The organism is Dyadobacter sandarakinus (assembly GCF_016894445.1).
Classification (GTDB): Bacteria; Bacteroidota; Bacteroidia; order Cytophagales; family Spirosomataceae; genus Dyadobacter; species Dyadobacter sandarakinus.
Genome location: NZ_CP056775.1, coordinates 3721871 through 3736292 on the forward strand (window position 1 = coordinate 3721871; position 14422 = coordinate 3736292).

Here is a 14422-nt window from a genome sequence, read left to right on the forward strand (position 1 = left end):
GCTGGTTTCATGAAAAGTTCTGTTATTTTTGTTTTTCATGGCGTTGCGCTTTTTGCTCAGTTCCTCTGACTGCCTACTTCGCTCAACAAACTATCAGACCAACGGATTAAGTCCGTTTTAAAAAATAGAATGAATCAGGAAAAACCGTTTAGGATCCTTCTCGCTGACGACGATGATGATGATACCTTTCTATTTCAGGAGGCGCTTGAACAAGTCCCGCTAAATACCGAGTTGAGGATCGCAGATAATGGAATGAAGCTGATGGATCTGCTTTACAGTTCAGAAGAGGCTCCCGACCTGATTTTTCTGGATATGAACATGCCGGTAAAAAACGGGCTGGAATGCCTGGAAGAAATCCGCAATTCCAAAAAATTCGGCGATACGCCCGTAGTCATACTCTCCACTTCCGTTGCCAAATATCTCTGGGAATCCGCCTATAAAGGTGGTGCAAACCTGTACGTACAAAAGCCGAACAGCTTTATTGCCCTTGTGGATATCCTTCAAAAATGCCTTAGCCAGAAGTCGGAACTGACCAGGCAGACAGCCGTGGAACAATTTTTGTTAACGACCTGAAACTGGTCACCTCCTTAACACGAATTTATGCAGGATAGTACAGGTTTAGGGATAGACCCAAACACATTTATTAATGAACTGAGAACGCAGACATCGGAAAGCCATCAGCAACTGGAAGAAAATATGCTATCAAAAGCATTGCTGTTGCCCGAAGTATCGCTTGCAGATTACCAGACCTATCTTTCCCGATTGTACAGTATTACGCTTGGCTGCGAAACCCATGTATTTCCTGCCATAGCAACCATCTTCCCCGACCTGGCGGAAAGGTACCGTGCAGCACGGATCAAGAATGACCTCATTGTAACCGGATTTTCAGCAGAAGAAGTGGATAATATCCCGGTCCCAGAACTGCCTTTCACCGGACAGGCCGGTGCGGCTGGTGTCATGTATGTGCTGGAAGGATCAACACTGGGCGGCAGAGTGATTTACAAGCACGTTCAGCAGCATCTCGGCCTGACGTGCGAGCATGGCGCTTCCTACTTTTGCGGGTACGGTCCACAGACCGGCTCAATGTGGAAAGCCTTTGTTTCCCGCCTTACTGCCTATGCTGACAGCCCGGAAAAAGCCGGTAAAATCATCGAAAGCGCAACACAAACTTTCACCCTTATTGACAATTGGCTCAGCGAAGCAGTTATTGAAAGCAAAAGATGAATATCAGGAATATCGTAAACCGTGAGATTGTTAATCTTACAAACTGTGAAAGTGAGCCAATCCATATCCCGGGCAGCATTCAGCCACATGGATTTCTGCTAGGTGTCACCCAGCCCGATTACCTCATTGAATACTGCAGCCAGAATACGGCTGATTATACAGCACTTCCTCCTGAGCAGGTGTTGGGGAAAAGGTTGTCAGAAATATTTACGGATGAACTTGCCGGGCAGTTCCACGCGTACGCTACTGCAGAAATCGACACTGCAAAGCCTTTCGTTTTTGAGATCAACGATACTCCTTTCAATACGACGGTACACAAGAGCGGGAATACCTTTATTCTTGAGCTGGAACCATTCCCCGACGGCACACTTAACCTGCCCAATCTTTATAACCAAACACGGAAGTTTGTTTCCATTATGGAAAAGTCGAGCTACCTGCTCGACCTTTGCCAGGATATTGCTACGGAGACCCGCTATATTACCGGCTACGACCGGGTCATGATTTATCGGTTTGACGATGATTATAACGGGGAAGTCATCGCCGAGAGCAGGCGTGAGGATCTGAACTCGTTTTCAGGACAAAAATATCCGCACAGCGACATACCGGTGCAGGCGCGTGAGCTTTACATCCGAAATCAGCTGCGTATGATCGCTGATATACATTACGAGCCGGTACCGCTGCTTGCGCTGGACCAGGCTGGTAACAAAAGCAACCAATCTCTGGATCTTAGTCTCTCCATTTTACGGAGTGTATCGCCCATTCATATCGAGTATATGAAAAATATGGGTGTGGGTGCCACACTGACCATTTCACTCCTTCAGAATCAGAAGCTCTGGGGACTGATTGCGTGCCATCACTATTCACCCAAAGTTTTACCGCATTATACCCGCCTGTCGGCTTTGCTGCAGGGGCATTTCCTTACTTCCCAGATTGCAGTGCGCGAAGTATCGGAAGAGTTCGAGGTAGGACAGCATGTGGACAAAGCGCTGGTAAGCTCCCTTGAACTTTTGCATCAGCATGAAGACTTCATCGGAGCCTGCCACATATCACCTTTGCTCCTGGAACTGGCCAATGCTACCGGAATGGCTATTTATTACAACCGGCGGCTTTACACCTCCGGGGCTGTGCCTCCGGAAGACGAGCTCCTGGCACTGGTGCATTTCCTGGGTGAGGAGTACCGCGCCGAAAGCCTTGAAACCGACTTTCTCGCATCGGTTTATGACCGTGAAAATCTTTCCCGCCATGCTGCGGGGATTATTTATCACCGGATCCTTTCCGGTACCTCCAATGCTATTCTCTGGTTTCGGAATGAACAGATAGAGACCATTAACTGGGCAGGAAATCCAGATAAAGCTATTTTACAAAACGAAGATGGTTTCCGCCTGTCGCCGCGCAAGTCCTTTGAACTCTGGAGAGAGGTTGTAAAAGGTAAAAGCCGGAAATGGAAAAAATCCGAGCTGAATGCAGCATCCAGCTTTTCCTATGCATTGCAGCGCCATATCAACTTTCAGGTGATACGCAGGCAGGAAGATCGTAACCGCATCCTGAACGAAGAACTGAAAACCGCCAACAAGGAACTGGCAAACCTGAACTGGATCAGCACACACGACTTGAAAGAGCCGCTGCGCAAGATCCAGATCTTTGCATCCAAAGTGCTCGACCGGGAAGATCCCGACCTTTCGCTGCAGGTCAAAGATTCCGTTGAAAGAATGCGCTTTGCAGCCGAGAAGATGCAGCTGCTGATCGAAGATATACTCTCCTACTCCAAAGCCGGGAACATGGAGAAAAGCTTTGAAGTAAAAGACCTGAACATTATCCTCGAGAATGTGCTGACCGAGATGGCCGATGAGATCCGGGAAAAACAGGTAACTGTGGAGGCAGACAGACTTCCCGAACTTCAGGTGATTCCATTCCAGATACATCAGCTATTTGTAAACCTGCTCGGGAATGCCATCAAATTTTCGAAGGCGGGTGTAGCTCCCAGCGTAAAGATACGTCTGCTCTCCGTGACAGGCTCGGATGCGGGAACGGAGAAAATCCAGCAGGACGGACTTTATTACCGGATCACATTTGAAGACAATGGAATTGGGTTTGAAAAAGAATACGAAACCCGGATTTTCGACATTTTCCAAAGGCTGAACCCAGCACACAAGTACCCCGGTACCGGCATAGGACTCGCCATTTGCAAGAAAATCATGGAAAACCACCGGGGATATATCAAGGCAGAAGGTCAGCTCGAACAAGGCGCCATTTTCAGCCTGTACTTCCCGGTAGCATAGGCACGCATGGCTTTGGTCATGAGTAGAATGTTCCTCAGCATGGCAGCCATGCTGAGGATTTTCATTTTAAGGAAGACGCGTGAACATAGCCGCAAGGCACTTTTCACCAGTGTTTGATTCCATTTTCCTGAAAAAACATGCTGGTACTGGTTTGTTATAAAGAGCACTCACAGTGTTTAACAAATCAGAATATGTCCGAAGTATCAGTTATCGGGACGGAAGAACCAATCATTTCAGCAAGGCAAATTAAAAAACTGAAAAAAGACCCTGCGGCCACAGCGGCTGCAGTGGGATTGAACTATATCACAGCCGGTGCACCAGGCTATACCCGCAAAGGCAAGTCGCCCCGCTTCTTTTACCTGGACTCTCAGGGCGAGCGCGTACGTGACAAAAGTGTTATTGCAAGGATCCGGGCGCTGGTACTGCCGCCAGCCTGGAAAGAAGTGTGGGTCAGTGAGGATACTGAGGGCCATTTACAGGCTACGGGCATTGACGAGGCTGGCCGCAAACAGTACCGGTACCATCCGCACTGGAACCTGATCCGCAATCAAACCAAGTACTATCGCCTCCTGACGTTTTCGGAAGCCCTGCCGCTGCTGCGCGAGCAGGTAGAGCGTGACCTCAGGCACAAGGAATACGACCTGCAGAAAGTAATAGCACTGGTGATAAAGCTTATGGACAAAACCTGCATCCGCGTGGGTAACCAGCGCTACAAGCTAAAACACGGTTCCTCAGGAATTACCACGCTGGACGCGCGCGCTGCCACCGTTACAGGCAGCAGGATCCGTTTTGTTTTTACCGGAAAAAAAGGGGTAAAACAGGATATATCCCTCCGCGATACACAGCTGGCCCGACTGGTTAAAACATATAAGGAAATGCCGGGTAAAAGGCTTTTTCAATACTACTCTGATCACGGGGTTAAATGCTCGCTGAATGCACACCAGGTCAATGACTACATCAAGGAACATACGGGAGCACACTTTTCGGCCAAGGATTTCAGGACCTGGATGGGAACAGTGACGGCATTCGAGTACCTGTCGGTTCAGGAAAAATATACCACCAAGCGCCAGCTTACACGCACGCTGAATACCTGCCTGGACGTTGTTGCGGCCCACCTCGGCAATACGCGCACTGTTTGTAAAAAGTACTATGTGCATCCTGCCGTATTCCGGTCATACGAAAGCGGCAAGATCACGCGCCTTGCAGGACGGGATGTGGAAGAACTGACGTACTTCTCACCCAGCGAGCAGCGGGTGAAATACCTGCTGTCGCATCAAACGTAAGCTTATTATTTCCACAGGCAGCAGGCCCGAAAGGTTGGGGAAAAATCTGCTACATATACGTCATACCTTACAATGCTGATGTACCTGCAACTGCATTCGCGTCGCATGGCACAGGATTTTAACTGCAGAACGAGTGTCAGATTACAAACATCATCAAACTAGAAAAACTCGTTATGGAAACCAATGAAAATCTCGTGGAGGTACTGAACGACCTTGTCAGGATTAACAATGACCGGATTGAAGGTTATGAAAGAGCACTCACCGAAGTAGAAGACATTGATATTGATCTGAGAGGAATTTTCCAGAAAATGGCCAATGAGAGCCGTGAAAATATAAGTGAATTAAGTGCCGAAATCCGCAGCCTGGGTGGTGAAGTAGCCTCCGGAACTACCGGATCGGGCAAGATCTACAGAGTTTGGATGGATATCAAGGCTACCTTCACAGGTCACGACAGGACTTCGGCCCTGGAAAGCTGTGAGTATGGGGAAGATGCCGCACAGGAAGCCTATGACGATGCACTGGCTACCGATGTAGACCTGCCCGTAGGCATTCGTCAGCTGATCGCCAATCAAAAAGCAGAACTGCTTGAATCGCATAACCTGATTAAAAAATACCGTGACCTGCACCAGGAAGTAAGCCGGTAAACACACACTACCTCAAATAAAAAGGGAAGTAACCATGTTACTTCCCTTTTTATTTGAGTCATGCAGAATATTGCACTTATCGCAAATCGACCACTTCCACACCGGGGTAATCTTTGGTATTGAATGCAAAGTAGCTGTCGGCAACTTTTACGTCAGGCTGAAACTGGTCCACTTTATAGGTAACCTGCTGCCCGTTTTTCTGGAAAATTTTCCAGCTGCTGATAGCCCTGGTGGCTTTTTCAACTTCAATCTGCACTTTATCCACCTGGCTGTTCTTATTGGTGGATGTCAGTTCTACCACATCCAGCGTTTTGGCTCCCTCTTTCTTTTCCTGCAGATATTTGTATTTAAATCCTTTTTTATAAGCTGAATAAATCTTGGTAGGATCCAGGTCACCGGTTTGTGTCGGGTCAAAATCCTGCAGGTTCACTTCATTCGTTTCCTTAATGTAGGTTGCCATCAGCTTGCCATCATTGAAGATTTCCTGACCGGCCATTTTCAGGCGAAATTTGGTGCCTTTTACGGTAGCTTCCCCTTTCAGCGGCTTCTCGCCTGTGGGTTTATAGGTAAATACCGCTTTGAACGATTTGATTTTCTGGTACCGGGCGCTCATGGCTTCCAGGATCTCTGAGGATTTTTTATCGCCCTGCGCGCTGGCGTCTATGCAGCAAAGTGAAGCCACCAGCATAAAGGACAAACGAAGTACATTGGTTTTGAAATTCAGCATGTTTCCGGAGTTTGGTTTTTAGTGAGTTACTGACTTGGTTCTGTTGATAAATGCCCGGGGGCGCAAATAAAGCTGGATAACGAAAACAGGTTTGCAGAAATTGAAAAACATCCCATAAAGCTGCGGCTAGGAAATACCCATTACCCGCAGATGTTCTTCCAGTCCGCTCAGATCGTGGAACATCACGTCCCGCGCCTTGCTGCCTGTAAAGGGTCCTACTACGCCAAGTACTTCCAGCTGATCCATAATGCGGCCGGCGCGGTTGTAACCCAGCTTCATCTTGCGCTGAATGAGTGAGGTACTACCCTGCTGGTGCGTCACGATCAGTCTGGCAGCGTCGGGCAACAAACCATCAAAGTCATCGGGATTCAGCTCGCCGCGGCCTTCTGCGGCATCCTCACCTTCATATTCCGGCAATGCATAGGCCTCGTCGTAGCCGCGCTGCCCGCCGATGTAATCGCAAACGTCCTCAATTTCACGGGTATCAATAAAAGGGCATTGCAGCCTGATCACTTCCGAGTTGATCGCCAGCAGCATATCCCCCTGTCCTACCAGCTGCTCTGCTCCACCCATGTCCAGGATCGTACGGGAGTCGATGCTGGACGTAACCCGGAACGAAAGCCGTGCCGGGAAGTTGGCCTTGATTAGACCGGTAATTACCTTCACCGAGGGACGCTGCGTAGCGACCACGAGGTGGATACCGACAGCCCGTGCCAGCTGCGCCAGACGTGCGATGGGTGTTTCCACCTCTTTACCCGCAGTCATCATCAGATCGGCAAGCTCATCAATCACCAGCACAATATAAGGCAGGAACCGGTGGCCTTTTTCGGGGTTTAGCCGGCGCTGGGCGAACTTTGCATTGTATTCTTTTAAATTCCGGACGGCGGCTTCTTTCAGCAGGTCGTACCGTGAATCCATTTCTATACAAAGGGAATTCAGGGTAAAGATCACTTTTTTGGTATCGGTGATGATCGCCTCCTCAGAGTTGGGAAGCTTGGCCAAGAAGTGTCTTTCCAGCTTGTTAAAAAGGGTCAGCTCTACTTTCTTGGGATCTACCAGTACAAACTTCAGCTCAGCAGGGTGCTTTTTATAAATGAGGGAAGCCAGGATTACGTTCAGCCCCACCGACTTACCCTGACCGGTGGCCCCTGCCATGAGCAAGTGCGGCATCTTGGCCAGATCGGCAATGTGAATGTCGTTAGAAATCGTTTTCCCGAGTACTACCGGCAGGTCGTAATTGGCTTTCAGGAAACGTTCATTGGAAAGTACCGAGCGGATAAACACCGTCTCGCGGTTCTTGTTCGGCACTTCAATCCCGATGGTTCCGCGGCCTGGCATCGGTGCGATGATCCTGATACCCAGTGCCGCGAGGCTGAGGGCAATGTCACCTTCCAGGTTTTTGATTTTTGAAATACGTACCCCCGCCTCCGGAATGATCTCGTACAATGTTACCGTAGGGCCAATGGTCGCCTTGATCTTGGAAATGTTGATACCATAGCTGCCCAGGGTTTCCACAATCCTGATCTTGTTGCTTTCCAGCTCTTCCTGGGTAACCTTTTCATGCTGGTTATCGATCGCATCATTCAGCAACCCGATGTTCGGGAACTGGTAAGAAGGCAGGTCCAGCTGCGGGTCATACTGGCCGAACTCACGCAGGATCGTCGCATTCACATCTTCATCTTCCAGGTCTTCGGCAGGTGCTGACTCCGCATGGGTGGTATCTTCCAGTTCCAGTTCAAGCGAAGGTGGTCCTGCGGCCTGCAGTACCGGAATGACAGGGTCCGACTTTACAGCCATCTCCAGGGGCATTGCAACTTCTTTCCGCTCCGATGCCGCAAGCATGGTCACCTTCATTTCGGCCGCTTCGGCCTCCACTAGCTCTCCTGCCTCCTCCTCCGTTTCTTCGTCGTCATCGTCATACGTATCATTTACGACTGCGACAATGCTGCTTTCATGCACAGGTTCTATCTCTGCTTCGGCGGGTACTTCCACTTCCGGGATCTCTTCCTGCTGCTCCACCGGCTCCGGCTCTCTGGCTGCCTTATTCTGCTGCCAGGTATCGATCACCGATTTTACATTGTAAAAGGAAACTGAGAAAACGAAGAGTGCGAAAATGATGGGTATAATGCTTCCCCATTTCAGCCAGTCAAACAGGTAGATGTTGCTGATGTAACCAATTCCACCGGCCATGAAGCTCAGATTACTCTCCGTATTGCTCATCAGGATTACATAGCCCATGAGCAGGCTGGTCCACAATGCAAAGAAAATAACCTCTTTGGTCACTTTCCCGAGCGGGAGCAGCTCCTTGCCGAAAGCCATTTTCCAGCCCGCCATAAAAGGGACTACGGGAATCAGCAGTGCACCGATCCCAAACCACCGGTACACAAAGAAATGGGAAAGTACAGCCCCCAGTACCCCGAAGAAGTTGCGCGTCTGGCGGCCTGCATCGCGGATGGACTCGTTGCCCAGACTATCAATAACACTCTGGTCGGAAAGACCCGTAACAATGTGTGAGAAGAAAGATACTTCGAGAATAATGCTGAGAATGATGAAGAACGTACCCCACGAGAGGGTGTTTTTGGGACTTTTAAAAATATGCTCCCAGTCCAGAGAAACACGGAATCGCGGTCTTTTCTCCTCTGTTTCTTTCGGGCGCGGTGCGTTTGCTCTCGGTTTGTTAACTGACATTTATAATATTTCAGAGATGCGTGATATATATTCCTGACCGGACCCGCCCTCTCGTTTACTGTTTCACGAGTGCCTTGCAGATCCGTTTGACGATCCCCGGGCCTTCATAGATAAACCCGGTATACAGCTGGACTAATCCTGCTCCTGCATTCCGCTTTTCGATGGCTGCCTCCGGAGAGTCGATACCGCCTACGGCAATGACGGGAAAAGCATTTCCCGACTTCTCGCAAAGGTAACGAATTACTTCAGTTGACCTGCTTCTGAGGGGTGCCCCGCTCAGTCCTCCGGCACCGTATTGCGCGATTTCGGCCGCATCTGAGCGCAGGTTGGCACGGCTGATGGTGGTATTGGTAGCAATAACACCGGCTATGCCCGCATGCTGCACAATGTCCACGATATCGTCCAGCTGCGTCTCCGTCAGATCAGGAGCAATCTTTAAAAATATAGGTTTTGGATTACTTTTCAACCGGTTATTTTCCTGCAAAGAGAGCAGCAGCCTGGTGAGGGGTTCTTTTTCCTGTAAATCGCGCAGACCCGGCGTGTTGGGCGAGCTTACATTGACCACAAAGTAATCGACGACATCAAACAGCTCGCGGAAGCAGATCAGATAGTCGTTCAATGCCTGATCGTTGGGTGTATCCTTGTTTTTACCAATATTCCCTCCTACCAGAATCCTCGACTTGCGGTGACGCAGCTTGGCAGCCGCCACGGTCGCACCCTTGTTGTTGAAACCCATGCGGTTGATCAGCGCTTTGTCTTTTTTCAGGCGGAACAGGCGCGGCTTATCATTTCCCGGCTGAGGGCGGGGCGTGACGGTACCAATTTCAATGTACCCGAAGCCCAATGCTTCCAGCTCATCGACAAGCTCCGCATTTTTATCAAACCCGGCGGCCATGCCCACGGGATTCCGAAACCGCAGTCCGGCTGCTTCCTGTACCAGGTCGGGATGTTCAAAGGTATAGACTGACCGGACCAGCTGCGGTACAAACGGGATTTTAAAGCCCAGATGAAGTATTTCGCAAACAAAATGATGCACCTTTTCGGCGTCAAACAAAAAAAGCAGCGGGGAGATCAGAATCTTGTACATGCTGCAAAAATAGAAGGATTAGCAGGAGCCGGGGGAGCAAGGGGGGATTTTTATTTTAATAACGGAATGCACTTTGATAGAGCTAAGACTTCTCGGAATCTTGCTGATTTATCTTTTCTATGAGCTCATCAATCATCAGAATATCATTAAGATCCTTCGGCCTGCGTGCCCAGACTTTGAATTCTCTGAGATCATTGATATGTACAAAATAAAGTTTGTATCCGATTGAGGACGTAAACTCCCGGGCTCTTGCCATACACTCGTCAAATCCCATGCGAAAATGTACCCTCGTCAAAATGTCAATTGGACCTTCCAGCCGGACGATCTGAGGCTCTCTAAAATCGAGATTAGCAATTTCTCTGTAATCGTCGTCTTCATAGTCCAGCGCGCTGAGTGTTTTGATCAGATTATCTCGATTCTCGTTTGTTGGCTTCACCCAAATGTCGGCATCCTGCGTATAGCGGATGATACCATGCATTGCGAGGGCCAGGCCGCCGATCAGCAAGTATTCGAGATTGTTATCCCCGGCAGCTTTTACGAATTTTAGAAACTCGGAATTTTCTAAATCCATGAAGGCTTGCTGATTGTAATACGTTTCTTAATTTGGCTGGATTCTGGTTGTGAGTAGAAAATGGACCTGTGCTGTCGCTTCAATTTCCAAAAAGTGTCCCAACGCTCTTGCAGAGTAGCCTCTGTATTGCTGCGAAAGTTTTCTTCTTCCAATTCTTCAAAACTTCTGAAAATTTGAATTCGCTTCTTCATATCTTATAGTCTGTTCCTGAACAAATATAACAAAAGCTCCATTGCAAAACTCCCTCTGAAGTACGATCTGGGTATAGCCATCGAAACTCCTGTGGCAGTCGGCAGATATAAACTTTCATATTCCCGATCCTTATTTTTTTATAATTTTATGTAATTATTCAAAGCCGGCTCGCGTTGTCCCTACTTACGGGCACGTTGACGGAAATATTTGATCCAAAATTCATTTTGCTCCGTATGTTGTTCAGGCTTAATCGTGTAAACAATCAACTCCTAACAATTTCCTAAAACCTATACCCGTGAAAGGCACCTTTTTTCTTAACCTGCTTGCGCTTGTCTCTGCCATTACCATTGCCCCTGCCTCTTATGCAGCCATTTCTTTTCCCGAAAATATCCCAAATCCAAGGTTTGCCGAAGGAGGGAAACTGGTAGGAAAAGTAGTGGAAGGCCCTGGTGCTGCGGGCGTCAGCTTTGCTACCGTGGCGCTGCTTGCGGCCAGGGATTCCAGCTTGGCCAGTGGTGCCGTAGCCGATGAAAACGGCGTATTTACCATTGCCAATGTTACCCCGGGGAATTACATCATGCGGGTCACCAACATGGGGTACGAAACCCGCTATATGCCCAACATACGCGTAGCTACGGAGGCAAACATGACTGACCTCGGCAACATCGTGATCAAGCCTGAGGCGCAGAAGCTCAACGAGGTGACGATCAAAGGAGAAAAGAGCATGATTGTGGACGATATCGACAAGAAGATCGTCAACATCGGCAAAGATATGCTGGCTACCAGCAACAATGTAAGCGACCTGCTCGAAAAGGTACCGGCAGTGTCCCTGGACGAAAATGGTAACCCGCAGGTACGCGGCAAGGGCAATGTTGTGGTGCTGATCGATGGCAAGCCTTCCAACCTGTACGGCTCCGACCTCCCAACTATTCTGCAGTCATTTCCCGCCAACCTCATCGAGCGCATTGATGTTATGACCACGCCATCGGCCAAGTACGAGGGGGAAGGCGCGTCGGGGGTTATTGATATTATTACAAAAAAGACCAGGATCCGGGGCACCAATGGTGGTATGCGCCTGTCGCTGGGTAACCGAAATAACCATAATGCTTCGGGCAATATCAGCTACCGCGCGGGTAAGCTGGGCGTGAATGCATCTGTAAGCGGGCAAAACCGCAACATGATCTGGAAAAGAAATCTTACCCGTCAGAACCTGATCTCCGAGAATGCATCTGTACTGGAACAAAATGGCACAGGCGGTAATAAAGGAAGAAACCTGTTTGGCAGGGTGGGTGTCAATTATGATTTTAACGAAAAAAATTCACTGGAAGCCGGTGTAAACTACTCGCGTGACCAGAGCAGCAATCTCAGCAACCTCCTCAACCGAACTAGTGGTTTGCAGGGTATCGTACTGGAAGAATTTACACGCCTCAACAATAGCAAAGGATCGGGCGACAACGTGAATTTCAGTCTGGATTTTCGTAAAAAATTTGCAGAAAAGGATCACCAGCTCAACTTCAATTCCAGCTACTCCCTGGGAGGCTCGGATGGTGAGTCGTACTATAACCAGGAAAGCGTGATCGACAGCCTGCTGCGCAACCAGCAAAATTTCCGCGACAACAAGCGCCACTCCCTCTACCTCAATTCAGATTATACCTGGCCTATCACCGACAAGTCGACGCTGGAAGTGGGCTTGCGCTCGCGGATGAGCTCGAATGATAATACCAATGCATTTTACGACCTGAACCGGGAAACCGGCAGCTACACGTTCAACCCGAGCATCAGTAATGTTTTCGGCTATAAGGATGCTACCTACACGGGTTTCATGACTTTCTCACAAAAAACGGATCTCTGGGGAATGCGTGCGGGACTCCGCGTTACAGACTACAATCAGGACATCAATCAGATCAGCATCAACAAGGCATTCGGCGTACACTTCCTGACGCTCGTGCCTACCCTGGCACTTACCCGCAAGCTGGGTGAGACCTCGCAGGTAAAGCTCAATTACAGCCGCCGCGTACAGCGCCCGGAAGCCGACTGGCTCAATCCATACACGGATGTTTCCGACCCGCGTAACATACAATCAGGTAACCCGAACCTGCGTCCGGAATTTACCCACAAGGCTGAAATGGGCTATTCCAACTACGAAGCCAATGGTGGCTGGGGCCCGTCCCTGTTTATGGATTACTCCAATAATGCAATCACCCGCATCCGTACCATTGATGAGACGGGCGTATCACTTACCCGTTTTGACAATGTGGGCCGGGAGCTTTCCTACGGTTTTGAAACGGATTTCACCCAAAAGTTTTTTGGTGACGTGCTGAAAGTTAACGGCAGCGGCCGCGTTTACCGCAGTGAGGTAGTATCCACCGTAGCCCAGATCGACAACCGTACATGGAGCTACTCCGGCAACCTGAATGCGTTTGTGACTTTGCCCCTCGATTTCCGGGCGTCGGCCTATGTAAACTATGAAGGACCACGTGCAATTGCGCAGGGTACGCGTGAAGGGGTGTTTATCGCCAATATGGGAATACGGAAAGAATTGCTGGAAAAAAAAGCTACAATTTCGTTCAACGTGCAGGACATATTCCTTTCACGTGCATACAAAAGCCAGCTGGCTACCGCTACCTACACCCAAAATTCACTGTGGCAGCAAACCAACAGACTGGTTAACCTTACTTTTCAGTACAGATTCGGGAAGATATCTGCCGGTGGCGGGGATGATGCATAAAAGAAGCTAAAAAGCTTGAAAGACAAAGGGAAGGGTACGACAAGTATCCTTCCCTTTTTTATTTCCTCTTTTACAAAGTACCAGAAACCTGCCTCAAAAGCGCCTATTCCAACGTATATGGTGAGGCAATTACCCGGGTATGGAATGGTTTTTGCCATAAACACGTCTGGTTGCGTATATACGCCACGATTAAACCTCACACTGCCAACCATATCTAATGCAGGAAGAACATCCCGGTTTTTCCGGGCAGTACAAGGTTGTAACATAAAACCCAAATTTGAAATGAAAAAGTGTTTGAAAGCCGTTTGCGCTATGCTGCTCATCTCAGCAGCTTCCTTTGGACAGAAATTACCTGCTGATAGCATTTTCGCCAGTTTTTACAAGGCTACCGGCGGCAAGGAACTATGGGAGGGCGTTAAGTCCGTCAATCTCAAACGCAGCTACACAGCTGCATCCGCCGCTCCTTACACGGCCGATATTACGGTCTCCGTGCCTGACAAGTCCATTTACAAGAACAAAACCATCATGAAGCGCAGCTTCGTATACGCAGTAAAGGGCAACCAGGGCTGGATCAAAGTACCGATCGGCGGTAAAATGGATGTAAAAGATCTGAGTTCCGCCGAGCAGCAGAAGATGCGCTTTGAAGTATATGAAGCACTTGTACCTTTTGCAGACTACAAAAACCGCGGACTGATTGCCACCACGGTCGGTACCGAAACATTGAATGGTACACAGGTCAACAATGTGGAGCTGCAGGGACAGGGTATCCGGTACAACCTGTACTTTGATGCAAAATCCGGCCTGCTGCTGCGCCAGAAAAATGTACTGGCAGGTGTTGAAACCGTGGCAGACTACTCCAACTATGCAAAGTCTGCGTATGGCATCATGTACCCGGCCAAAATCGTGGAAACCAACAGTATTGATAAAAAGCCTGTAACCATCCAGTCAACCATGACCGTGAATGAGCAGGTGAGCGCAGCTTTGTTTCAGCGCTAGTAT

Annotated in this window: 11 protein-coding genes; 7 read left to right on the forward strand and 4 right to left on the reverse strand. The window is 49.0% G+C overall.

Translation table 11 applies throughout. The annotated features are described in order from the left end of the window. Nucleotides 1-129: 129 nt before the first annotated feature. The 5 genes from HWI92_RS15035 (at nt 130) to HWI92_RS15055 (ending at nt 5430) form a co-directional block, all read left to right on the forward strand. A complete protein-coding gene (locus HWI92_RS15035; protein WP_204656662.1) occupies nt 130-573 on the forward strand; it encodes a response regulator in 444 nt (147 codons plus the stop codon). Between the two features lie 27 nt (nt 574-600). After that, nucleotides 601-1224, forward strand: a complete 624-nt coding sequence (locus tag HWI92_RS15040) for a biliverdin-producing heme oxygenase (protein ID WP_204656664.1) — start codon at nt 601-603, stop codon at nt 1222-1224. Beyond that, entirely contained in the window at nt 1221-3503 is a 2283-nt protein-coding gene (locus HWI92_RS15045; protein ID WP_204656673.1) for an ATP-binding protein, read from the forward strand. The genes HWI92_RS15040 and HWI92_RS15045 overlap by 4 nt, the downstream gene beginning before the upstream one ends. A 191-nt stretch (nt 3504-3694) precedes the next feature. Then, the gene (locus HWI92_RS15050; RefSeq protein ID WP_204656675.1) at nt 3695-4786 is read left to right on the forward strand and encodes a DNA topoisomerase IB; all 1092 of its coding nucleotides are present in this window, start codon (nt 3695-3697) and stop codon (nt 4784-4786) included. 173 nt (nt 4787-4959) lie between these two features. Beyond that, entirely contained in the window at nt 4960-5430 is a 471-nt protein-coding gene (locus HWI92_RS15055; protein ID WP_204656677.1) for a ferritin-like domain-containing protein, read from the forward strand. Nucleotides 5431-5506: 76 nt separating this feature from the next. Here HWI92_RS15055 and lolA1 read toward each other — a convergent pair whose 3' ends face one another. From lolA1 to HWI92_RS15075, 4 genes are all read right to left on the reverse strand, one after another. After that, a complete protein-coding gene (lolA1, locus tag HWI92_RS15060; RefSeq protein WP_310589477.1) occupies nt 5507-6157 on the reverse strand; it encodes an outer membrane lipoprotein periplasmic chaperone LolA1 in 651 nt (216 codons plus the stop codon). A 126-nt stretch (nt 6158-6283) separates the two neighbouring features. After that, on the reverse strand, nt 6284-8845 hold the full coding sequence (locus HWI92_RS15065; protein WP_204656679.1) for an FtsK/SpoIIIE family DNA translocase: 2562 nt from the start codon (nt 8843-8845) through the stop codon (nt 6284-6286). Between the two features lie 55 nt (nt 8846-8900). Next, a complete protein-coding gene (locus HWI92_RS15070; protein WP_204656681.1) occupies nt 8901-9932 on the reverse strand; it encodes a quinone-dependent dihydroorotate dehydrogenase in 1032 nt (343 codons plus the stop codon). 82 nt (nt 9933-10014) lie between these two features. Beyond that, complete coding sequence (locus tag HWI92_RS15075; RefSeq protein ID WP_204656683.1) at nt 10015-10503, reverse strand: hypothetical protein; 489 nt, start codon at nt 10501-10503, stop codon at nt 10015-10017. 487 nt (nt 10504-10990) lie between these two features. On the opposite strand from HWI92_RS15075, the gene HWI92_RS15080 reads away from it, so the two are divergent. Continuing rightward, nucleotides 10991-13423 (forward strand): TonB-dependent receptor, encoded by a 2433-nt coding sequence (locus HWI92_RS15080; protein ID WP_229248029.1) that lies wholly within the window; start codon nt 10991-10993, stop codon nt 13421-13423. A 282-nt stretch (nt 13424-13705) separates the two neighbouring features. After that, on the forward strand, nt 13706-14419 hold the full coding sequence (locus tag HWI92_RS15085) for a hypothetical protein (protein WP_204656685.1): 714 nt from the start codon (nt 13706-13708) through the stop codon (nt 14417-14419). Nucleotides 14420-14422 lie beyond the last annotated feature (3 nt).